Annotated in this window: 13 protein-coding genes and 4 pseudogenes; 10 read left to right on the forward strand and 7 right to left on the reverse strand. The window is 51.5% G+C overall.

Features of this window, described 5'->3' with window-relative positions:
- Nucleotides 1–26: 26 nt before the first annotated feature.
- The 6 genes from OK412_RS22110 to OK412_RS22135 form a co-directional block, all read right to left on the reverse strand.
- On the reverse strand, nucleotides 27–4,298 hold the full coding sequence (locus tag OK412_RS22110) for a SpvB/TcaC N-terminal domain-containing protein (protein WP_264353570.1): 4,272 nt from the start codon (nucleotides 4,296–4,298) through the stop codon (nucleotides 27–29).
- Nucleotides 4,299–4,346: 48 nt separating this feature from the next.
- Nucleotides 4,347–11,927 carry a neuraminidase-like domain-containing protein gene (locus OK412_RS22115; RefSeq protein ID WP_264353571.1) on the reverse strand — a complete coding sequence of 2,527 codons (7,581 nt, stop codon included), beginning with the start codon at nucleotides 11,925–11,927 and terminating at the stop codon, nucleotides 4,347–4,349.
- A gap of 620 nt (nucleotides 11,928–12,547) precedes the next feature.
- Nucleotides 12,548–13,000 carry a lysozyme gene (locus OK412_RS22120; RefSeq protein ID WP_264353572.1) on the reverse strand — a complete coding sequence of 151 codons (453 nt, stop codon included), beginning with the start codon at nucleotides 12,998–13,000 and terminating at the stop codon, nucleotides 12,548–12,550.
- Between the two features lie 38 nt (nucleotides 13,001–13,038).
- Entirely contained in the window at nucleotides 13,039–13,359 is a 321-nt protein-coding gene (locus OK412_RS22125) for a phage holin family protein (RefSeq protein ID WP_264353573.1), read from the reverse strand.
- 1,149 nt (nucleotides 13,360–14,508) lie between these two features.
- Entirely contained in the window at nucleotides 14,509–15,444 is a 936-nt protein-coding gene (gene repA, locus OK412_RS22130; RefSeq protein ID WP_264353574.1) for a plasmid replication initiator RepA, read from the reverse strand.
- A 530-nt stretch (nucleotides 15,445–15,974) separates the two neighbouring features.
- Nucleotides 15,975–16,307 carry a hypothetical protein gene (locus OK412_RS22135; RefSeq protein ID WP_244213026.1) on the reverse strand — a complete coding sequence of 111 codons (333 nt, stop codon included), beginning with the start codon at nucleotides 16,305–16,307 and terminating at the stop codon, nucleotides 15,975–15,977.
- Nucleotides 16,308–16,508: 201 nt separating this feature from the next.
- On the opposite strand from OK412_RS22135, the gene OK412_RS22140 reads away from it, so the two are divergent.
- From OK412_RS22140 to OK412_RS22185, 10 genes and pseudogenes are all read left to right on the forward strand, one after another.
- A complete protein-coding gene (locus OK412_RS22140) occupies nucleotides 16,509–16,805 on the forward strand; it encodes a S24 family peptidase (protein ID WP_410010072.1) in 297 nt (98 codons plus the stop codon).
- A gap of 71 nt (nucleotides 16,806–16,876) precedes the next feature.
- Nucleotides 16,877–16,966 (forward strand): annotated as a pseudogene (locus tag OK412_RS22145) (hypothetical protein); the annotation flags it as partial.
- A gap of 191 nt (nucleotides 16,967–17,157) precedes the next feature.
- Nucleotides 17,158–17,421 (forward strand): annotated as a pseudogene (locus OK412_RS22150) (LysE family translocator); the annotation flags it as partial.
- Between the two features lie 360 nt (nucleotides 17,422–17,781).
- A complete protein-coding gene (locus OK412_RS22155; protein WP_122890088.1) occupies nucleotides 17,782–17,967 on the forward strand; it encodes a hypothetical protein in 186 nt (61 codons plus the stop codon).
- A gap of 3 nt (nucleotides 17,968–17,970) precedes the next feature.
- On the forward strand, nucleotides 17,971–19,548 hold the full coding sequence (locus OK412_RS22160; protein WP_148037992.1) for a type 2 lanthipeptide synthetase LanM: 1,578 nt from the start codon (nucleotides 17,971–17,973) through the stop codon (nucleotides 19,546–19,548).
- Nucleotides 19,526–20,383, forward strand: coding sequence for a hypothetical protein (locus tag OK412_RS22165; protein WP_122890087.1), 858 nt, complete (start codon nucleotides 19,526–19,528; stop codon nucleotides 20,381–20,383). The genes OK412_RS22160 and OK412_RS22165 overlap by 23 nt, the downstream gene beginning before the upstream one ends.
- On the forward strand, nucleotides 20,376–22,163 hold the full coding sequence (locus OK412_RS22170) for an ABC transporter ATP-binding protein (protein ID WP_034950091.1): 1,788 nt from the start codon (nucleotides 20,376–20,378) through the stop codon (nucleotides 22,161–22,163). The genes OK412_RS22165 and OK412_RS22170 overlap by 8 nt, the downstream gene beginning before the upstream one ends.
- Nucleotides 22,147–22,842 (forward strand): DsbA family protein, encoded by a 696-nt coding sequence (locus OK412_RS22175; protein WP_052118539.1) that lies wholly within the window; start codon nucleotides 22,147–22,149, stop codon nucleotides 22,840–22,842. Before OK412_RS22170 ends, OK412_RS22175 begins: the two co-directional genes overlap by 17 nt.
- Nucleotides 22,843–22,912: 70 nt before the next feature.
- Nucleotides 22,913–23,012, forward strand: a pseudogene (tnpB, locus tag OK412_RS22180) (IS66 family insertion sequence element accessory protein TnpB); the annotation flags it as partial.
- An 11-nt stretch (nucleotides 23,013–23,023) separates the two neighbouring features.
- A pseudogene (locus OK412_RS22185) lies at nucleotides 23,024–23,194 on the forward strand (IS66 family transposase); the annotation flags it as partial.
- 276 nt (nucleotides 23,195–23,470) lie between these two features.
- Here OK412_RS22185 and OK412_RS22190 read toward each other — a convergent pair.
- Nucleotides 23,471–24,268, reverse strand: a complete 798-nt coding sequence (locus OK412_RS22190; RefSeq protein ID WP_034950090.1) for a thioredoxin domain-containing protein — start codon at nucleotides 24,266–24,268, stop codon at nucleotides 23,471–23,473.
- Nucleotides 24,269–24,337: the final 69 nt, after the last annotated feature.

The raw sequence follows: 24,337 nt of genomic DNA on the forward strand, positions 1-24,337 counted from the left end.
GCCAGTAAGGGTTAAACGGAACCGTTTCAGGATGCAGTCTCGTTCTCATCCTCGCTCACCACAAACCACGGCGTGAACAGCGTCCTGCGCAGCCAGCCCTTCGCCGTCTTCACTTGGTATTCACGGCCGGCCGGGTCATAAAAATGGGTATCGGCGTACAGATCCTGCCGCGCGCTGTCGTCGCTGACGTATTTCCAGCTGCTGAGGAAATACGGCTGGTACGTCCGCACGGGCTGCCCCTTGTTGTCGTACTCCGTGCGCCCGGTCACCGCCCAGCGCGTCGCCGTGTGCACTGTGGCCGGAGAGTCGTCCGGACCTTTAACCAGGGCACCATGATCCGACCGCTGCCAGGCGTCGCCCTCCACCTGACGGGCAGCAGCCTGCAGTATCCGGCCAGAGCCGTCGCCGAAGGCCACCTGCTGGCGAACCTGCTGCGCGGGGTCACCGTCAAAACGGTCCGTCGTCAGCGTCACGACGTGCGGCGGCAGTCGGTCATCCCACTCCGGCATCCAGCTGTCCGTCATGTACACAACACACTGTGAGACCGGCAGCGGTGCCGTCAGGGCCAACGCCTCACTGGCGGATAGCGGAACTGCCATCGTAGTATCACTGTAACCCACCGCCTTCCCGTCTTCTGTACCGCAGAAGCGAAGGGTGGTCATCCGCCCCAGCGCATCCAGGGTGACGGTATGGACATTGTCGTTCTCATCCGTCACCCTGACCGGCGTCAGGAAACGCCAGTCATATTCGGCTGTCGTGGTCAGCCCGGCCGCATCCTGCACCCGGGTGACCACGCAGTCGTGCGCATCCCGTGTGACGGTGACCGCGCCGGTCAGCAGAGTGTCGCAGTAAGTTTCCGGCAGCCGGAAGTGCTCGGCGGCGGCGTAGGTGCTGAAACCCTGCCGCACCGTCCAGAGTAGTTTTTCTGCCTTTTCACTGCGCGGGAAAAGATAAGCCGCCCGCCGATACCCCGCCTGAGCAAGGGCATCTTCGGTGACCGTGCCCGCCAGGGAAGCCACCATATTTTCATCAAGGATGGCGGTTTCACTGAAGGCCATCAGCGGCGGGAAGGCCGGTGTCCCGGTTGTCGCTTTCTCACCGGCATCCAGGTACCAGACCTGCTTCTGCCCGGTAAAGATCGCAGACTGCGCGCCGGTCAGCAGTCCCCCGTTTTTCTGCAGCAGTTCAAGAGTGATACCGCCGGCCGGAACGGCGGCAGCAGGATGGCTGAACACATCGCTGCGCGAGGCGTCCGGCAGCCCCGGCAACCAGACACCGGCGTCGATGTCCGCCAGGGTATGCCAGCTGCTCTGCACGAGCGAAAGATGCAGTACCAGCTGCTGTTCGTCATAACTGCCCGCAAACAGCGTCTCCGGCAGCGTGTCCGGATAGGGGCTGACTGCCGGCTCAGGTCGGCGGGGATAGCGGAGGGTAACCTGCTTCAGTGGCTGTCCGTGCTCGTCGCTGGACAGCAGCACCTGCTGACTGCACTGCGGGTCACTGCTGACCCGTTCATATACGTATGTGCGAGTTTCTGCAATGCTAAGCCAGGTTACCGGGCAGGCTCCCCGGGCCTCAACCAGCCGTATCTGCGGGCGGTTTTCCGTTACTGTATAGGGAATGTCCGCCTGACGGCTGCCGTCATCTCCGTACAGTTCGCTGTGCAGCATCACGCCCTTCATTGCGCGATTCAGCCAGAACGCCATGGCTTCATCCGGGGTGTAAGCCTGTTCATCATCTCCGCTGCCGGTGGTAAAGCGCGGCGTGAAGCCGGTAAACGCCGCCGGGTCACCCTGCCAGAACTCTTCCGCCAGGCGCCCGTCCGTCTCCGTCAGGCCGGTGGCGTACCAGCTGCGGTTAACAGCCGGCGGGCTGACCTCTCCGTCGGTGACACTGCTGGTCAGCGGATCACTATCCGTGACTTCCACAAACCCGAAGCCCCGGAACTCCCGCTCGCGCCCGTCCCAAGTCCCATGACGGTAACGCACCGTGCTGACCAGCCGATTGCCGGTGATTTCATCGGTCACTTCGGCGCGGTACAGGGTATGAAGGGCAAACGGTAGCCTGCAGACGAGCGGGGAGCCCCCGGCCGCGAGGAAACTGGCCTTCTCATCCAGCCAGAACTGGGCTGAAGAGCGGTAACCCAACCGGTGGTCAGCCCCCATACTGTTGTTCATCCCGCTCAGTAGCCAGGGCTTCTCCGCCGAAAGATGGCAGATCCAGTGCCGGGGAGCCGGATGCGGTGCCGTCAGGACCAGGCTCGCCACGCCCAGCCCCTGAACATCGGCCAGCTGCAGGCTGCAGGTGCGGTCGTAACGTACCCCGTCGGGTAATGCCACAGAAAACGGCGCGGCAAAGCGGTTGCCGCTCTGGTTGATATACACCTGCACGCGGTCAGTCAGGGCATAAATCAGGTCGGTGGTACCTGACCCGTCAATGTCAGCCAGGTACAACTGGTCCGGGTTAAATGTGGTGACCGACTGACTGAAACCGGGCAGGTCCACCGGCTGTCCGAAGCGCCCGTGACCCAGATTCGGCCAGTACCGCACACCTCGGGCACAGACCGCTACCAGGTGCTGCTGACCGCTGCCGGCCATATCGCTAAACGCCACCATCACCCGGTCGTCGGCGCCGGGCACCGGCAGGGTAATCCCATCTGCCTGAATCACCGTCTGCGCCCTGCCCCATCCGTCACCCGTACCGGCATACAGCCGGACGCTACGTGGACCCGTCAGGACCAGGTCCGTCATGCCAGCACCGGTGATATCGGCAAGCTGCGCGCGCGGGTGGGCATACTCCACCGGCAGTGCCGACAGCGGGGTAAAATGCCGCCATTCACATTCAGGTGTACGATCATGCCGGCCCGCCACGCCGGGGGCAGTCACCACCCACTCCAGCCAGCCATCACCGTTCAGGTCGGCAAAGACGCCTCCATTGCGCAGGGCTGGCATGTCAGGCAGCGGAGCGGCTCTGCCCCAGGTTACCTTATCCGGATCATCGCCCGGCGCACGCTGCGGGGCGCGATACCACCATGCCCCGCCGTCCTGATACAGAATGCCCGCCAGCCCTTCTCCGTTAAGGTCAATCATCTGGTAAGGCTGGAACAGGTTCAGGTTGCCCATATCCTGCCGCAGCTGCCAGTCAGCCGACGCAGGGGGCGTGAATACCTGCCAGTCAAACGTGAGGGGCGGCAGTGTCCGCAGGGTACCGTCCGGCTCATACCCGGCCTGCTGCACGGTTTTCAGGGTGGATGCTGACGGTCCTTCGTTATAGCTCAGCCACAGCCGGGCAACCAGTTGCGGCTCATCCCCCTGCGTTTCATTGCCGGCCAGCGCGGTGACGGCATGGTACATGAGCACCTGATGACACAGACGACGGGTACGGACGTCAAAGCCATATTCCCAGCCGGAAAAGCAGTCCTGCCGGCAGGGCCAGTTCCCGCTCCCCGGTGCGAGCCAGGCCGGGGCCAGCTCAGTTTGGCGTTCTCCGTAGTCCAGCACCAGAGTGAACAGCCAGTCGGTGGCCAGCGGCTCAGAGACCAGGGCCGGTAATGCCCGGGCTGCTTTACGGTTGCCGTACCAGACGGCCGTCAGATAACGCTGTGCCGTCGCGGCGGGATGGGCCGTTATTTCGGCATCACCGCAGCCCACCTCATCCTCCGCCCGGTACTGCCAGTAAATCTGCTCCCCGGTCAGCGACACGGAGGATTCCATCAGCCAGACGGCGGTCTGCGCCGGACTGTCGGGCTGGCTGATGCGGGCCTGCGGATTACGCCCGAACAGCTGCACCTGGCCGTCCGGGCCGTACCACACCCAGAAGTCCTGACCGTTGCCGCTTTCCGGCACCCAGTATTCCAGACGACTGAAGCTGGTCTCCGTACGTGAGCGATAGCCGCAGACGGTGTAATTCCCGCCCGGGTTTACGCCCAGAAGCTGGCAGGCAGCCCGGGTTTCCGGAGCGCCGTTACCCGCGAGTACCGGCACCACTACCTCTCCATCCGGACCGGTAAATTCATCGCTGTCGTCATAGCGCGGCACGCCTTTATTCGTGCGTCGCCGGATGGCCGGCAGAGTGACACCCCAGCCCATGCCAAAGGGACCATTACCAGACCGGCTGTGGTAACCGAGCGTCAGGTCCGGGGCATAACCCCGTCCGGCGCTGACTGGCAGCGGCACGCTCAGCGTCGCTGCCCCGTCCGGCCCTGCTGCGGCCACATCGCCTTTCAGGCCAGTAATGGCACCGCCGCCGGAAGGTAAAGATGGAGGCGTAAACCCCGGCTGCTCTCTGTTCTGTAACATAAAATTCTCCTCAGGCTCCCCGCAGGGAGCTAGGTGACAGCCGGGATATCAGCCGGTGATGGTATAGCGAATATGCAGAATGATGTCCGTAAGACTGAGCAGCAGGTCTTTTTGTTTGCTGTCCGCGTAAGGAAAACGCAGCGTCAGCGAGCCGCCATCATCCACCGGTATCCCCTCAAACGGCAGCCAGCGGCTGTCATTAAAGTCCAGCTGGAACTGACCGCTGTCATTCATGCCGTGTGATACGGCAATCGCATCGCAGCCGCGCGGCATAGTCACACTCCCGCCATAGTTGAGCACCGCCCGCACGTCCTGATACGGTCCGGTCAGGGCCGGCAGGGTGACGCTGATTTGCTTGATGCGCCGCTTTTTGCCCAAACTGTCCGGATAGTCTGTAACCATTTTCAGATCGGCCAGTTTCAGCCTGGCCTGCAGCTGCTTGTCCTTCATGTACAGCGTATTTTCGCCCGTACCAACCTCACCAGAGCCCTTTGTCACCAGCGAGACCACCTGGTCAGCCAGCACGAAGGCATCGGTAGGCAAGCCGGCATAGAACTGCGACAGACAGACGGTGCTCGTGACCTCTTTCTCGCGTTCTTCTTTTTTCAGGTATTCCTGCTCCATCTGCGTCAGGTTCAGCATCAGGGTTTCGCCCGCCATCAGGCCGGCATAGGTTCCCTGCCAGGCGCCGGGACGGATGAAGGTGGCTGAATCGATCTCCAGTGACCATTTGTATGCCTCCTGCGCCATCAGGCAGCGGGATACCGTCAGGTCATAAAACTGATAGTAGATGGCCGCCAGCTTGCCGCGTAGCCAGTTATACAGCGCATTGCTGGTGAACTTATTCTGCAGGAAAGTCATCTGTGCCTGCGTCTGTGCCTGCTGGGTCTCCAGATAGGCTTTCTGCAGCACGGCGGCCTCGTGGCGCACCGCCAGGGAGGCCAGCTGGGCATCAATCTGCTTCACGTCGGACTGCGCCGCATTACGCTGAATTTCCCACTCCTGACGGCGGCGGCGGTAGGCCTCCGACTGGCTGATGCGCTCCCCGGCGGTGCGGATGGCCGAAGCCGACATGGCGGCAATGCTGCCCAGCGCACTAAACGCAGCCCCCCAGCGCGACCCGCCGTTCGCTAAACCAAAGATGTTGGGTGCCAGGTCAAGGGCTCCGGCAGTAGTGTGGAAGGCCTGCCCTCCGTCGGCAATGACAGACGACGACAGGAAGAGGTCCATGGCCTGTTTTTCCCCGGTATTTACGTCCTCATCATACAGCGTGGTGTAGCTATCAAGGCGCGACTGTGCGCCGCTGCGGCTCTCTGCCAGTGCCGCCCTGTCGGCATCCAGGGCGGCAATTTCTTTATCCTGCAGTGCAATACTCTGCAGGACGAGGGCGCTGCCCTGAGTCTGCAGCAGCTCAGACAGTCCCTCAGCATCCTGACGCTCGGTAATACTGAGCAGGGTGCTGCCAAACTGCGTGAGCTGATTTACCAGACTGCGCGCACTGTCGAGAATCACCGGGAAGCGGTAAAGCGGCATGACGGCAGCAGGCAGGTCACCGCCGCCCGATGAGGCATTAACCGCAGCACTGAGCAGCGCCGCCGGGTCTGCCAGCGTAGCGTAGACGGAAAGCGACAACGGGTTACCGTCGATGGAGAGGTTGTGACGCAGGTTGTACAGGCGCTGGTTCAGCGTCTGCCAGTAGCCTGCCAGCTTCTCGTTCTGCTGGGGCAGGAACAGTCCGGTCAGTGAGTTTGCGGTGCGCAGTTCACCGGAGAAAACCGGCTGACGTATCGCCATCAGGTTCTGCTGTACGTTTTTTTGAGTGGTTTTATCTGCCGCCTCGTTGAGGCGCGGAGAAGCCCAACCTGTGCCCTGTGCAAGGTACGGCTCATCGCCAAGGATGTCCAGGGCCTGCACGTACCACATTTTGGCTTCGTTGAGCGTATCGCGCTCCAGCTGACGGTAAGCCTGGTCGCCGCGCGCGATGAGCAAATCAAGGTAAGACATAAAGGTGGCGACCTTATAGTGCAGCGGGTCTGCCTGGGATACCGCATCCGGGTCTACTGAATCCAGCGGATCCGCGTGCCAGGTGGTTTCTTCCTCCAGCGGGCGCACGTTCCAGTAATAATCCTGTATTTCCCCGTCAACCAGATATCCGGCAGGATTCCAGATATAATGTAGCCATCGGGTAGCTTCAGTAAATTTACTTTCGTTAAGCAGACGCTTAAATACCATCATAGGTGAATAGTAGAAAAGCTCCCAGAAATAGAGAGCATTGGCGCCGTTAAAGTCCATCGGTTCGGTTGTCTGGTTGTTCAGCACCACCACGGAGGAAAACATGCTGATATCTGATATTGACAGATTCAACTCCACTGCAGTTTTATCACTATTCGTATATTTAAAGTGAGCTCCTACATGGTCTATATCTTGAGTTGTTTTGTCGGTGAGCAGAAATATTTTGGCAATGTAGTCATCACCAGTTCGCTTACTTTCAACAGGGGCGGGAATAAACAGTTTTACGTTTAATTCGTTGTCAGTCAGTACCCCAGAATACACAACGTGTTTGTCGCCATTAAAAATATTTCTGCTGTTAAGGGTAAATGCCCGAATGCTGCCGTGAATGCTTTCATTGTATGGCGGCAGGGTAAACTCAGCGTAGAATCCTTTACCGAGCATGGGCTCCTGTATTTTTTGTGTATCCATTGCAAGTATTGAGTCAATACCCAGATCAGCCTTCACAATAAGCTGCCTTGCAAAGAGTGTATTAAGTCGGGTTCTGCGTACGCCCGACGCCATGTACTGGGCGCCATCATCTGCCGACAATAATTTAATAAATTCTTTATCATCATTTTTTGTTACTGTCAGGGTGGCAGTCCCTAAGGATTTATTGTTATTTAAGTTAGTTGCAGAAAAAGATGTTGTTATAGCAATCTTTTTATCTGCTTCAACCCATGGTTCATCAACCACAAAGCTTAGTGGGCCGAATGTAAATGCCATTTTTTTTAGGCTAAACTTAGGGGAGGAGATTCGATGCTCGCTAAAACTCCATGTTTTAACGTCGCTCGCAGGGCCTGGGATTGAAAATATAACATCTTCAAATGCAAATCGTGTCGCAACCAATGGAGTGAGAGTGCCGTAGTCGGAATAGTATCTGAAATATAAATCCGGCCTGTCCTTTGCCTTTAATTCAAGGTCATTACACTTCTCTAGGTTCATCAGCGGATTTTTTTCCGCCTCCGCTCTGTACACGCTCACATTACTGTCCGAATATATTTTTTTAAAATTACTAAAAATGGGATCACAAGCTACGTTGCCACTCATGATAGAAGCTGATGACAATTCAGGTTCAGGTACTTCACCTGTCAGGTAGCATGCTAAATATAAATATATTTTTTCATCTAATGATTGAATTTCCGATGTAATCAGGAAAGCCAGGTCAGAATAAATACCATTTTTTGCATCAATGTATCTAAATTTCGAGCCATCACAAACATATACTTTATTTAAATTACTGTTAGACGCCAACTCGGACAGAAAAACCTGCTCATCAGTGCAGGGGATTTTGTATGATACATTAATTTCAGGAGATAATATTACATTCAACTCTCCGGCTGATGAGGCTGAGGTGACTATATCATCCATCTGAAGTTCAATGGAAAAAACCCCGTCGTTATCTATGGGCCCGACCTGAAAATCAACACTTTTAATTTCACTTATTAACGCACTGGCCTTTACCTCTGATATTGTATCCAGTTGATTAAGTGATAACTTAACCAATCCTTTCGCACGCTCATCATCAATTTTACCAACACTCATGTCAGAGTAAACGTAAACACCCTCAACCGCCGGAAGGTCAGAAATACTGTATTCAGCTTTCTTGCTATGAATATAGATTAACAGCGTCCCCTCATCTTGATATTCAGCGCTATACAATCCATACGCTTTCGCGTCAAAAGCAACCCCACCAAAATTAAGTGACATATCATAACTGAAAGGGGATGACCATGAGCCATCATACCTGAGATGAGCCAAGTTCAGGTAGTAATTAATTATATCCGACGTCCCGCCATCACTTTTATTTTTTACTTTCTCAATCCAGCAAACATACAGCCGAGAATTGAACCTTACGGGACAAATAAAACCTTCAACAGGATTTATGGCGCAACTAATCTCATGCCATTCGGTCCATGCATTAGCAGTAAAAATACCATCATTACCCTTACTATGATCCACATTACGCCAGTAATATTTTTTTGGGGTAGTCTGACTGCTACCTATAAACCAGGTTTTCCCCTGATTAACATTCGCTTTATCATGATAAGCTGAAAGAATTTTTAAATTAGCAACTTCTTCAAAATCGGTGAGATACTTCTTAAATCCATCTTCAACAGTGTCGGCATTAATCTGACTCTGGCTGAGCGTCTGCAGCATTTCGTCCATCATGCTGGTCTGTCCGATGCGCAGCGTCGGGTCAACGTAGTTTTCCGGATAGTAAACCAGCTCCGAGACGCCGCCCCAGGTGCTGTAACGTTTATTATAAGTGTCCCAGTCGGCACTAAAGAACTGCCGGGATTTTACCGCTTTATCCACGCTGCCTTCCTGGCCGCTCAGTGCCCGGTTTACATACAGCTGCACGCTGGCAATCGCCTCTGCAATCCGCGTGGTTTTTATCTGTGCCGACACCTGATTATCAATCAGCAGCCAGCCGTATAGCTTGTCGCGGTCTGTCACCTGTGACGGGGCAATATTTTTAATCACATAAGCACTGGCGGCCGCGCTTAGCGCCTCATCCAGCGTGGCGCTAAGCTGCGCGGTCTGCTGTACATTCAGCCCCGCCTGAAGGGCATGGCTGGTGGCCACCCAGTCAGCATACGGAGAGGCGTATGTGAGCATAGTCATTGCGGCCACGTTTGCCGGTGTGATGCCAAAGGTGTCGGCGACGTCCAGCCACTGCAGGGCGTTCCGCAGGTGTATCCAGCTGTAGAAATACGCGCATGGGGAGGTCCGCGCAAGTGCCTGCTGCAGCACCTGCTCGTCCAGAGCAAGCGCAGTCGCCACGGTTTTGACGGCAAGGTTATTTTTTTCTGACGTGCCATCACCGCTTAGCGAGGTGAGGATTTCAGAAGCGTGCGTGCCGCAGCGGGCCAGAAACGCGTGCAGTTGCGTCAGTTCATGCAGCGTAGCGATATCGTGCCCCAGCGCGGTGGCTTTTTCGTTGATAATAGTGGGATGCGCAACCCCCCACGCCAGCTCTTGTGAGCTCAGACCAGTATTACGCACAATCAGGGCCAGCTGCCCCATCACCTGGCAGAAAGAAACCAGCGAGGTGGTTTGTTCATCAGTCCGGCTGTCATTATCGACCAGTCCTAGAAAATCTGCCACCGTTAGCCCCTGTGGCTTAAGCTGGTTCAGCCACTGCAGAATAGCCACCGCCTTTTCGGCCGAGTCCAGCTGGGTTGCTGCGGCAATAAACGGCGCGGCGGCGGTGATAAGATCCGCATTCTTACCGGAAAGGCCCTGTTTCGACAGGCCGTTTTTCAGGGTGGTAATTAGGTTTTGAATGTCCGGCGACAGCACGGTGCTGTAACTGTCGGTCAGCATCAGGTACAGGTCACTGACGGTCCAGTTCATCTCTTTCAGCCACTGCGTATACCGTTTAAGCGCACCGGGCAGCCCGCTCAGGGCATCGCCTGCCAGCGTATCCAGTTTCTGACCCGCATAAGGCGAAACGGAAAATAGCAGGCTCAGTTCGGTGACCGTAAGCTGGTTTACCTCTGCCAGCAGCCGGGTGCGGTAAAGTGCAGAAAGGTTGTCAGGGGTGGTGGTAAAAGCAATGGCATTCCCCCCGGCGTCTTTGTCTGTAATGGTCAGGGTGTAAAGAGTATACAACCCGGCATCGTCAACCTGCAGTGCGCGCTTGAGCGCCCCGAGGCGGAAAGTATCGTCAGACTTGCCGGGTTCCAGGTCCAGTACCGAACCGTCTGCGGAAAACAGCTTGTTATTCAGCGGCGGGGTATTAAACAGGCGGGTGAACGCGCTGGTCTGATTACCGTGTGCTGTATGTCCGATATTCGCGCCGGACAACACCATTGCGGCATCCACACCAAGGTCGTAATTCTTCATGTAGTAATTCACCCGGAACAGCTGGCTGAGCACGTTTTCTGTGATGGTCAGGTCATTATTGCTGCTTTCTATGACGTTGCGGATATCATCAGGAGAAAAGCCGGTGGCCTTGTAAAGACGAATAAGCTTATTGAGTTTCAGCAGGAAAATGTTGAAAGCATATTCACTGCGTTGGAACTTCACGGTTGCATATAGATAAGGACTTGCGTCATCACTTTGGTATCGTGTCACACCGATGGTGATGCCCTTAGTCAGCTTAGCGCTATCAAGTGTGACGTTCAGGCTAAGAACCGCGTTCACGGCTGGGATGGTTTCGCCGTTGAGCAAGTCAGAGCTTCTAGGTCCCGTCGTTCCCACGTGGACTTGATGACTAGCGCCCACATATCCGCCTGAGACGCTAAACTGCAGTTGATAATTATCTCCTGACAACGGTATCAGCTCGATATAACCAAACTGACTATAATTTCCTCCGGGCATGCGCGTCATCAGTACAGCATTAAGCTTACTGTCAGACTCCACTAATGAAACCAGCTGGTCGTTCTGATAATACTGTACACCCGGCGTTATGTTGCCCGGCGTGCTCACCAGACCCAGCAGCGAGCTCATCTCATCACGGGTCAGCCCGAACCAGCGGGCGAGATACGAAATATTCTTAAATGCACTGGTATCAGTATCCCCGAAATTTTTCTTTATCAGCTCATCTGCATTATCTTCAGAAATATCCTCCGTCAGGATTGCATGCAGCTCAGGCGGGATGTCAGCCTGAATACCGAGCAGGGACGCGGTATTCATTTTTGCGGCCACGGCCGGATTATTGCGGAAGGCCGTAAAGTCCGGGTCCTGCAGGATGATGGCCTGCCGGACGGCTTCATAAGGCTGGCTGTAGGGCGTCGCTCCTGTCTGTCTGTAGGCAGCGAGCATCTCCATTACCCCGTCATAATCCTTATCTTCCTTCGCCTCAACGTTGCTGAGCAGCACTTCGTTTGACAGGGCAAGGGTGGACAGCTCGTCATCCATATTGTCCTGCGACAGCGACAGTGAGGCCAGGTCCGGACGGCGGGTGTCCAGATGGTACTGCGACGTATCCGCATGCAGATCCCGGGCCTCACGGTACAGCTCGGTCAGGTATCCTGCCGGTGAGAACATGGAGGCCACGGAGCCGGGCTTCACGAAGCTGCCAGCCCGCTGCGGAAACAGGTCATCATAACCGTCCAGCATGGGTGACTGGCGGATACCCAGCCGGACGGCGTTTGCCAGCTGCGGGTTGGACCGGCTCAGGATGCGGGACTCCACCATTTTGTTCTCTTTCAGTTCTTTCTGCGCCTGCTGATAAAGAAAGTTCTTCTCGCCCCAGGAGAGGGTATCCCCTGTCAGTTCTTTTACTTCGGCGAAAGAGCGGACTATAATATCCGGCAGGGTTATCTTTTCAGGTATGCCTGCTTTCAGGCTGCTGTTCTTTGTTTTATCTGTGGCGTTCAGTTTTTCCAGGATTTCTTCGGTCAGATACATTTTTTATACTCTTGGTTAGTGACTATTGCAAAGAAGGAACCAGAAGCAATGTCATGCTGGTTATTTCTTCTTATTTTTAAAAAATCGTGCTTCTCAGATGTATTTTGCTTAGAGAGATGGCCGAGTAGAAACTTTACGCCTGTTATTACGCAGGACGCGCATAGTGGTAAAAGCAGTATTCATTATTTTAATTCCCCGAGTGGCGCTGATTATTCGTTAAAGTTTGCCGTTAAAGCATTGGATAGCGTTGTTCCGGTGTTTATTTGGGCTGATTTAAAGCAAGAAAGCACCGACCATCCCGTTTAAGTAATGCCATTGCACAATAATACGCGGGAGTTTCACCAGTATTCATGAGAATGGCTTTCCCAGAATTTCACGTTGTTTAAAATCGCTACCGGGCCCGATTTGGCGCTTTTCTTTGGAGGCGAGAGGAAATATAAAATAGATTTTACAATTACTACTTTTAAAGACGCAATACAGGTAGTTCCATCGGAAAAAAACTTTGATATAAGTTTCATTGAGGTGACAGTAGCAGTCTCCGGCAGGATTATGCCAGTGCCGCTGCTTTTCCACTCTAGGTGCAGTTATAAATCGTGGTATGATCGAGACTGACACAGCGCTCAGTCAGCACTTCTATTATCGGCATCAATCAATAAAAATAAATTTTTCTCTGCTTCACGACGTTTAATCAATCCGGTAAGTTTTTTCCCCGCCGCATTAACCCAGCGCGGAAATTCCTTTGCCGCGGCACTATAATTACCGTCATTGAGCCTCTTCAGCAGCGTCGACGAAGCAAAGTTTCCTGTTCCAAGGTTGAAGACAAACGATACCAGTGCATCAAACTGATTCTGCCTGAGAGGCACGCGGACAAACTGCATGACGGCCGCTTCAGATACGGTAATATCCTGCCGCAGGAAAATGTCAGCCTGTTCGGAGCTGATAATGTCTCCGGGACTAACGCATTCAGTATGTCCGTAGCCAATAGTCCAGACCCCGGCTGCGCACTGATAAGCCTGCAGGCACATCCCTTCGTAATGCTTAATAAGCAACAGACCTTTTTCACTGGTTTTCATCTTTCTTTTCCCGTCTATACAGTCGATAACAACTTGGTTTATTCCTGACGATGCTTGTTTATTTCAGTTTTTATTGCCGAATCTAATCTCCCAGTAATATTAATAATTACTGTGATAATGAGGGCGCTGCAAAGAAAGGCCCCGATGCTCCGATCATCACTGAATACACCAGGTATAAACATTCTGATTATTTCTAAGGTTGCATCAGCACCGATAATTCCCATTGCGAATGAAATAAAAAAAGCAACAGGTCTGCGATAACGATCAAATCGCTGTTGCGTAAGGATGCTGACCATCGCTCCTGAAAGAGAAGCCACAATAATTTTAAAATCAGTATGAGCGTAAAGAAAATTAAGCATAATTTAGCCATATAAAAAAATACCAGCCCTGTAGGGGAGTTCCGATGACTGATACCGGATGGAGATACTCCTCTTTAGCGAGGACTCCCGTGACAGACCCTAATCACAAAGACGCCACTTTTAAAATGGTTATTATCGATCGATGTTTGGATAATAATAGGCAAGGACTATCACCGTTGCACTAATGATCGTTATAACTAATCAAATAGTGAAACTAAAAGTTTCATCTTATTGTTTTTAATCAGTAATTACAGTAAAGAGCATATTTTAATATTCATAATAAAACATAATTGTAACTGCCCATCCAATGTCAACTGAATATCAATGAACTGAAGTTTGATGCCGCTATAGCGGCATGGAGGCGCCAGATGATGTCAGCGCAGGGTACAGTGGTCAGACGGCGCCGTACGCCCGGCGCAGCCGGTTACGGCCTGATATATGGCGCTACCCAACCCCTTCCTGGCAAGCCAGACGGCCTTAAAGCGACGATAACGTTTATCTAATCCCGAAGCCCCGGTGAGCGGGCTGGACGGCGCAGAGCGACGTACAGGGCGTGATTTCCGGGGTCTTGGTTTACTGTTCACTATGAACAGTAAAGCTTAGAGGATTAGTTACACCATCCATTACAGCCACTCCTGTTCCGGCCCTTCGGGCCGGGGCGGGGGCGGCCTGTTAATGGGCACTCGGAGTTTCAGAACGGCTCGGGTTCTGGCTGATAGGGGCTGGAGGTTTCAGGCCTGCTCTGAAGTGCCCTTATATCGTGATTATGAGTGTTGTAACTAATGAGTTTTCACCATGCCCGCCGCAGGCGGGAGCTATTTTAGATTCTGAGCGCCTGCGGCCGCTGCAAGCGAAGCCCTTATTTACCCTCAGAATGGCCCGACTGAAAACCTTATTTTCTTTTTGATTATTTCTTTACTGACCGAAGGTCAGGAATGTCTTGCGGGTAACCTCAGACTCACTTGCAGGTAAGGTCAATTTTCCAATTGCGGATAAATGTGAGTAAAAAAAGACAGCCCCCGAAAAAGCTGTATTTATGTCAGTTGCGGGGTTGGAATGGCGCGGCTGCGGGGAGAAAAACAGTGCGTAAGTTACGCGGCACAAACGACTTTACCGCCAGTCGAGGCGGTTAAAATCGAGCGGGAAACGTCAGTGAACGACGTCGGGAGGTGCAGGCTCGTAGCCGAGGCCCAGCTCCAGCTGGTTAAGATGCTGCCACACCAGGCGATCAAAACTGTCTGCGTCGAGGTTGATCAGTTCGTGGTTCGGCCGTGTGCGAATGAGCCAGCTGGCCATCGTGCTGCGCCGTTCATCGAGGGGGAGCTTGCCCAGCTTATTGCGCCTTTTCCCCCGTACTGCCTTCTCGCGCCGACTCAGCAGCGTCGCTATACGGGCTTTTTCATACCAGCGCCGACGGGCGGCCCTGACGGAGTCACGCGTACCGGATTCGAGAATACCGTCCTCTTCAGCCTCGATGCGCTGATTTCGCTGCAGAAGCAGCTTATCCATGTTAACGCCGCACAGCTGCCAGAAACGTTCCGTGAGAATGATATGCCGGGGCATCCAGTACTGTTCAATAGGGTCCCATTCCAGATCAGGCATTTCGATAAGACCAAATCGGGCAAGCTCCGGAAACAGACGCGACAACCGGCAGGGTTCTACCCGGGTTTCGGGGATGACATTGCCTTCACTGTCTTTCGGGCTGAGTTCACTGGCCAGCCGGTTAACATTGGCGGTCACAACCCAGGTGGCCATGTCGGCACGCTGAACAAGCAGAGGGAATAATGCATCAATAAGCGCACGCCGTTCCGGACGGAAATGCCGATCGCGACCTGCAGCTTTACGGTACTGCGTGAAGTAAGGATGAAGTGACGGCCGGAAACGCAGCTTCCATTTACCGCTGCTCTTCTCTTTGACGACCAGACGACGCATGGCGTGGCCAAACTCACCCGGAAGCGGGCGATAGTCATCAGGTGCGAACCACCGGGGTTCAGGGCATTTGCAGGTGACATCATGATCGCCGCGGCGACGTCTGTCATTTTCTGAAGTCGGGCTGTTTATCCCTATTAAAATGCGGTCATTCACCCTGTCCCAAACTTATGGCGGGCAGGGGTTGTCTTATGAATAGCATGCGTTATAATCCTTTACAGGCGCTGCGCCTGCTTTTGGACCCCCTGATTCTGATTCTTCCGCCAAGTTGATCTCAGATTCGGGGGGTTTTTGCATTCAGAGTACGGTAAACCGTAGACTCTATACCCTGGACGTTTTAACGGATACGTCCTATCCGGTTAATTTATTCCCGTGCCGCGCATGACCGGCCACAGGTTTACTGCAAATCCTCATCGTCAACCACCACAGTATTCGATAAGGATCTAAAAAGGATCGCCGCCCGGCGAATTCTGAAAAGAATACCCATCTCACCCGTTTAAATCCAGCACAGTTTGCGCATAGCTCGAATCGTATGGATAAAAAAAGTTCACTAATAAACTTTATTTTGAACGTCTTCGCATTTGCGGCCTGACTTAATCCAAATTACGCGTCTGGCGGGACGATGTAACCCGGAGGAAGATCTGGGAGATGTATTTCCTGATTTTCAGTAGCAGGCTGTGCTGCAATCATGAATTATCACTTAATAATACGATGGGCAGGGCGGTCAGGCTGAGGCGTACCGCAGCATCGCGAGGAACGAACAGTCTGAGCGGCGTGGCCGTCAGCGTCTCTGCCTCACGTTCATCAAGCAGAACGATGCTTTTGAGCCAGACACAGCCCCGATCAAACTGCCAGTAGCACCCCTGTGAGCAGACGGGACGTTCCGGTGGCCACCAGTTTTCGCCCATCTTTTCGCATGCGGCTTCGGCCAGCGTAAAATCCTGTCCGCTGAGCAGCATGTGATATTCGTGTGAGGTGCTTCCCACCTCCTCCTGATAACTGACCAGCCAGCCAGACATTCAATCTGTTTCCCTCCGGGCCTTCTGGACTTTACGCTTTCTGCTCAGTCGCGCATAAATCCCCAGCTGAGGCTGATATCAGCATCCAGCGCCCTGTCTGCCAGTTCGATCGCTGCGGTCACTTCACGTAGGCTGCTCTGGCCCCCAGTTTTCTGCCCAAGTTACGCGTGCCCCCTCTAAGCAAATCCATGCGCGGCAGGCATCCCCTCGCCGACCACAGACTATGTTAAAAGTGAGCGTGATCTCACCGAGCTCTGCATCCGCCGGCGCGCCTCCACGTTTTTTGTACGCGCCAGCAGCAGCATGCAGGAACTGGGCCTGTTTGATGGCGACGTCATGGCGGTCTATCGCGCAGACGAGGCCTCGCACGGGGACATCGTCATCGCCGAGGTGAACGGCGAATTTACTTTAAGCGCCTGCAACTTCATCCCCGCCCTGCTCTCCTGCCGAAGAATCCGGCATACTCCGTCATTTATCCGGAGGAGCTGCGGCTGCTGAGCGCCTTTACCGGGTTCTTCAACAGTACATAAAGCGCGCAGGAGGTAGTTATGGCGCTGCCTATGTTCTGACTGGCGGACGTTAACTCGTTTTATGCGAGTTGCGAGCCTCTGTTCCGTCCCGACCTGCGCGGTAAACCGGTGGTGGTGCTCAACAGTAATTATCTGAGTGGTGAGAAGTGATAGTTAGCTTGTTGCTTTTCAATTTTCTGGTTTGATGAATTGGATCCCCCGCAGTGCGGCTTAATAAGTGTGTTTCACCCATCGGTTGAACTCACAGCGAAAAGCTGACGATATTGCATGTATCCAGACTCATAGATTCACTTAATCGATAATAATCGTATAAACGAAGGGGGTATGTGCTCAATTCCAAAATGGGTATTTTTTATGTATCTTTATTGCCGCAGTTCATACCCGCCGGTCACTCACACTTGATATGGACTTTTATCCTGGTCAGCATCCACGTGGCGATTGGGACTATATAGTCCGTCACACTTATTTTATCCATATATTTTGCGTCAGCCGTATTGAATAAAAGTCGCGTTATCCGGGTAATGGACAGAGCAACAGGGGGCTTATTTTTATGCTTCGCGGCTAAACTTGCTATGAGCACGAGAGAGTCGGGGTTTGGCTGTAAATTCCCGTGTTTGGTACATAGTAGCCTCGTCAAGCGCTGCTAACGATTCCTTTATAACACCTTGATTTATATATAATTTAACACTCAAGTAGTTTTGATATTTGTATTCAACGTTAAGAAAATATTGACATTAGGGCTATCGTTACATTTAGTTTCAATTTGGTAAGCTTTTGTCAACAAAGGATTTATTAATAGTTTTGCGGTTTAATTTGGATTCAATAAGCATAAAAAAGATGACCCATTATCGTTATTCGGATAATTATATTTTCCGTGTACACATGCAGTACTTCGCGAAAGGTAATTTAATTCACCATTTCAACTTATTAAAGTGAGGTTTTAAATGGAACGTATCGTAGAAGTAGCACCTGATAAAATTTCAGAAATCCGTGGTTATATGGCAAACAGCGGGCGGGACTGCGCCAGTGGTACCTGTGACTGCGGTGGCGGTGGTGGTGGTGGCTTCATCAGTGCAGAGGATTTCCTCATCAAGGAACTGGAAGAAGTTTCAGCAGATTTCTTTAGCTGAGTGATGGCACAACAAGTGGCACTCTATGCAGTGCCACTTTTCGTTTGGGAATCTCAGATGAAATATAATGTCACAGAGCCACATAGAGCATATTTGTATTTTCCTCATCTTGAAAATTTTCATTTGAAAATTAATGAGCTATTATCAGCGCACAATCTGACTCATGTTGATTACAGCGCAGTTCTAACTCACATCGGTGAAACTCTAGATCAGATTTATTTACCAGATTTTGTTATTTCCTTCGATATCTGGCTGAGCTTACAGCCTGCCTCAGTAACTGACCGTTATACTCATTACTTCAAGAACAGTGATGGAAGCTGGCGTTCGTCAATCTCAAAACAAAATGCATACATTGAGAAACTCGCTGCACATATTTGTGCAAGTACCCTCGGTAACTTGTCCCTTTTTCTTGACCGTCTTGATGCTGATTTCAGCTTACTTGAGAAAATTTTCGGTATTCAAGCCCTTACCTGTGCAAGTTCAATCGAAATTCTTGGCGGAGACCGCCATGAAAATGGGCAGCAGCCGATTCTTTTAACTCTGAATGATCAACGTATTATATATAAACCAAGAGACTCGTGTATAGAGTCAGTACTCAATGAGATTTGTGAGATTATCGGCATGAAAAGAGTCTGCCCTGAGACTCTGAGCAGGAACACACATTTGTGGCAGGCTTACATAGATAATCGCCCTCTTCATTCTCTGGGTGAAGCCCGGGATGTTTACCGGCAGTATGGAAATATCCTGGCACTAGTCGATCTGCTAAATATCAATGACTGTCATTTCGACAATTTCATTGTTGATCAAAATCGTGTTTTCCTGATAGATGCAGAAACCAGCTTTCAGTATTACTTTGAAGATAACCCTGACCTTGAACGTTCAGTATATCAGAGTGGCTTACTTCAGAGCGAGGAGGTAGTAATTAACGGCATCGGACACACATCGGCTCTGACGGCGGCCACTAACATATTTCAGTCTTATACACATCCCCATGCACTTAACGACGCCAGTGAACGCATTCAGGTACGCTATGAACACGGTTTCATTAAAAAAACCCAAAACTATCCTCACTTTGAAGGGAAGCCTGTCCAGTCCCTGAAATATGTCCCGGATGTTATCCAAGGATATGAAGAGTCCTATGAGAAAATTAAACAAAAGTCAGATGATATTCTTGCCTGTATTACGGCACATGATGAAATTAAACCCAGATATTTAATCAGGACGACAGCCTATTATATGTTGGTGATCAATAAGATCATACATCCTGATGTAAGCCGCACCATTGATACTGCTTTCCCGTCACTTATTAATGAGTATCTTCTTTATGAAAGTGCGCACCCACGCTTTAAGTCACTTGTTAATTATGAAGCTCAATGCCTTAAAAACTTCGACATTCCTATATTTTATATTCGTTGCAATACTAAGTCTTTATTCGATTCTAATGGTAAAGTTATTAAAGATTTCCTGACTCAGACTCCACTTGAGCAGATTAAGTCCAATTTTCTTCTGCCTGCCTCTTATCTTATCAGGCAGCGTGAACTTATCGTCAGGAGCATGCATGCTCATCTCGGCACACGATAATCGTACGATTACTTTCCTTGGGCAGAACAGCCATGGTTCTGATGAATCCTGGCTGATGAGAAAAACATATATAAACTTAATGTCTCAGCGTGGGCCTGTGGCAGTGGTTGTTGAATGTCCTACTATTGATCTTATTTTGTTTGCACTGAAACGACATTCTCTGAGCAGTACTGCAATGGCGAAGTTTCTTGCTTCATCAACCTATTGGTGGATGAGATCTCTTGAATTCAGGATGTTGCTGATGAATCTGCCTCCAGATGCAGATATTTTCGGCATTGATCTGCCGCTTACGACAACGCGACAGAGGGGCTATATCTCTGCGCTGAGTATACTGAACAGCCCTGCCGGATCGGTTTTATCTGAGTTGCTGAAATTTGATGCGGCTAACAATGAGGTCTTAAGCAGTGCTACGCCCGAACAGCGGGAAAAAGCCATGGCAGATAAGCTTTGCGTCATTCTCAGTAATAACTATCCGGAAGTAATTGTCATCTGTCATAACTTTCATGCTAGTCGCCATTCCTGGTTAACATATCCATCTCTATGTCAGAGGATAATCGGGCTGAATCAGTTCAATCTATCTGTTAAATCACTTAGTGTTTTTTCTCAAGAGATGAAATTTATTGCCACACCCGATGGAAAAACACTCGACTCATACCAAATAAGTAATGCGTGTGTGCATAGAGGCGACTATTACCGTGTAAAAATGATCTCATCTTACTACCGAAATGAGAAACAGGATGCCCTATTAATGAATATATGTGCACCTCTGCATTTTGATGAAATCATTGTGTACGCGTCTGGTAACCCCATTACAGTGGAGAATTATAATGTATAAGATAAAAGATAAGATAATCTTGGTAGTATATTCGGTCTCTCTGCTGCTTCGTTCGTCTCCGAAGCTTTCTTTGCTTTTTATGGTTTTAATCACAATTCAGGGTCTCCTGCCGACGCTGAGTGTGATGACAAGTATCCATCTTGGAAACGTCATCAGCAGTGATGATCGTACCGGTTTAACAACCATTGCCATATTGTGGGCGCTGACTTTCGTCATCCCCGGGATTCTCTCGCCGATTATCAGCACACTACAGAGTATCCTTAACTCCAAAGCTACTTTTCTGACACAAAGGAAAATAATGGAGGCAGCCTGCCGCATTGATGATTTAATGCTGATTGAATCTCCTGAACTTCATGACGACCTGGAAGTACTGTCCCGTGAAGCGGCGCACCGCCCGCTCAACCTGCTGGTCAATCTGATCGATATATTTAGAGGGACCCTGACGCTGCTCAGCCTTTCATTGGTTCTGGCTTCAGTAGTATGGTGGTTGCCGCTGGCGTTCCTGCTCCCGCTCATTCCCGTGACGTTCGCTGTAGCGTATTCGCAGATAGATATCTTCAAAGCGATGCTCGGGAAAGGGATGCCTGCGAGGAGGATCAAATATTTTCTCTCCGTTTTGCTGGACGTGAAACTTGCAAAAGAAATACGGCTCTTTAACCTTTCCGCTTTTTTCCTTGATAAACATCAACAAGCTTTCAATGAACTTGAAGACGAACTCAATAAGGTACGAAAGAAACAGTTGATGCGTCCGCAGCCCTGGAATCTGCTTTACCTGATCTGTGCACTGGGCATGATGTTCTGGTTTGTAAATTATCTCACAACCGGGAAAATCACTGTAGGAGGGTTACTGGGGACTATCCAGTCCATTTCCTTCTTTGGTCTTTCCTGTCAATGGATGGTGTACTCTTTTGCTAGTGTGGGTGTCTGTTTTGGTTTTTTTGCTCGGCTAAAGTCTCTCGAGGCCGTAGCTGACATACCTAAGTTGGGCATAAAAGAAGAATGGCTGGAGCCGATAAAAGAGATTCGGTTTGAAGACGTGTCATTTGCATATCAGCCAGGCAATTTCGTACTGAAAAACATTAATCTCACTCTTCGCGCTGGCGACCATCTCGCTATAGTGGGTGAAAACGGCGCGGGTAAAAGCACGCTGATGAAATTGCTTTGCCGACTTTATAGTCCAACCTCGGGGCGCATCACCTGCAACGGCAAGGACATCGCCGGAATTGATATTCAGCAGTGGCGCCGCCGCCTCAGTGCTGTATTTCAGGATTTTGGACACTATAATCTCAGTATAAAAGAAAATGTCACATTCACTCATATTACTACCCCGGAAACAGAGCGGGATTTTCAAAATGCCTGTGCAAAAGCCCGTTTTTTACTTGATGCGGGGACAACACCAGACACCCTGATCGGTAAGGAATATGCTGGCACGGAACTGTCGGGCGGCCAGTGGCAGCGTTTGGCTCTCGCCCGTGCCCTGTATTCTCCTGGAGAGTTGGTTATTCTTGACGAGCCCACAAGCGCGATGGATCCCCGTGTTGAAGCAGAAATATTCCGTCAGTTCTCTTCCCTGGTTCAGGGCAAAACAGCTGTTATGGTCACTCATCGTCTTGGCGTGGTGAAGCACGCAAGTTTCCTTATTGTTCTCAGAAAAGGTGAGATCGTTGAACGGGGAACACCGGCAGAACTGGAACAAGCACGCGGGGAATATTACTCTCTGCTGACGTTGCAAAGGGAACAATATAAGTTTGGAGAAGATAAAAATGATGAAGTGGCCTGACATAATGCGCCTTCTCACCGATATAAGAAGCATTCTGATGCTGATGTGCATGTTCTGGGTGATGCCGGGACAGGCAAGAGAATACGTCGCTGATAAAGATTATTTCGAACTGCCTGATACTGTTACGGGCGTACCTGACGTGTTGAGCTATTTTTCTTTCAACTGTCCGCACTGCTATTATTTCGAAATGAAATCCAATATTAACAATTTTATTGTTGCTTCACTCCCTAATGGTACGACCTTTGAACGTTATCATGCATCAAGAATTGGCGCTTCAGGCCGTGATTTGACCCGTGCCTGGGCCGTAGCAGTTTTCCTTCATAAACAGACTGAAATGACACCTATTCTGTTCAGGGCGATGCAGCAGTCACACTCTGTACAAAGTGAAACTGACCTTCAGAAATTATTTATTGATCAAGGTATTTCTGTTGATAAAATAAAAACGCTATGGAATTCCACAGAAATTACTGCCTCTGTAAACCGCCAGGACAGGCTGGCTGAACAACTGGGCTTAAGATTCGTGCCAGCCTTCTTCGTTAGGGGAAAATATCTGGTGAATAATATGGCGCTCGACACTTCCACAGATGAGAGTTTTGAGAAAGACTATGCTGGTGTTATCCAGTATCTGCTGAATAAAAAGCCAGCTGTCGCCGGAAATGCTTCAGGTGCTCATCCGTGAAATGAAAGGAGGGAGCCGATGATATCTCCCCACATGCTCACTTATCTGGCTGGTTTCCGGCATCACTGATATGAAAAACGGCTTCAACGGCCTGGCATCATAAGGTGCAGAACACGCTTAGCACTGACACGTTCGGCGGCCACCTGTTCATTTTCCGTGGTCGCCGCGGCTACATTATATCGAAGCGGCTTATATGTCGCACGCCAGTAGAAAAATCCACGACGTTCACGTCCGCACCCCAACTGATATTACCACCGAGGCGCTGAAGCGCATCGGTGAGCTGTACTCCATCGAAGCGGAGATACGTGGCAGCCCTGCAAAGGAGAGACTGGCGGTCCGTAAAACCGAGTCCGCGATCTGTTTAGACCTTACCTCGGCTTGAACGTTAATACGGTCTAAATGCGATGCTTACCGTCGACCGCGAATGATCGCTTTAACAATACAATGGGCAGGGCGGTCAGAGCGAGGAACGAACAGCCTGAGCGGCGTGGCCGTCATGGGGTAAAGGTTCTGGCGGTATGGCCGATACTCACTGATACTGTCGGCGCGATTGTAAGTACATCCGATGGCCTTGCCTTTTCCATTGTGGATACTATGACTGGCCCTTTATGACTCAGGCCGGTCTTTTTTATCCTTTCTCTGCCCGGGCAATGGCCTGCTGCATAACCTGTTCGCTGACCACGCCCGGGATAACCGTGGTGTTATCCTGTGTGGCGTTCTCAGCAGGCATCACGATAATGCCCGGCGTCCCCGTAAGGCCCAGCATCTCAGCCAGGTCAGCATTGTTCTCAATAATCTGGTCGGAGGCAGCATTACTATCGTCTGAAGCGTTACCTGCACCGGCAGCAACGGCGGCTTTCTCAATATCTTCTGCCGTCAGTTTCCCTTCGTTATGCCCGGTCTGGTAAATGCCGTTGTGAAACGCCATGTACGTATCTGCGCCGTGTTTCCTGTAAATGCTAAGGCCGCGGCGTGATGCCTGCTCTGATTCCGGATAACGGGCGGCAAAAATGGTCCAGTCCCGGAATGCAAAGCGCACGCCGGCGTTTGCAGCCATCACCTTTTCCATCACCGGCGCCATCATGCTGCAGGCGATACATTCATAGTCAAAGAACTCAGTCACGATAACCTTTGAGTCAGCCGGCCCTTTCACGGGAACGCCATCAAGCTGCATCAGCAGCCGGTGTGTTTTCAGCGCTGACTGCACATAAGTTTGCTGCTGCATTGCCTGTTGCCGCGCCTGTAGCTTTTTGCTCACCTCTATGAGCACGTCCGGGTGCGCGACCAGATAGTCCGCCGCAATCTCGCCGATACGGGCCTGTTGTTCGGGGCTAAAAGTTTCCGCGCCGGTCGCGCCGGACTGTACTGAAAACAACGAGGTGCTCATGGCCAGCGCAAAGGTGGCCATCTTAAGGGTCTGTTTCATGATTTATCTCATATGCCTGCCCGGAGCAGACTGAAGGTGAGGCGGCCGCAATGAGTGCGGCCACGCTGA

The organism is Pantoea sp. JV6 (genome assembly GCF_025910055.1).
Lineage (GTDB): Bacteria > Pseudomonadota > Gammaproteobacteria > Enterobacterales > Enterobacteriaceae > Pantoea > Pantoea agglomerans.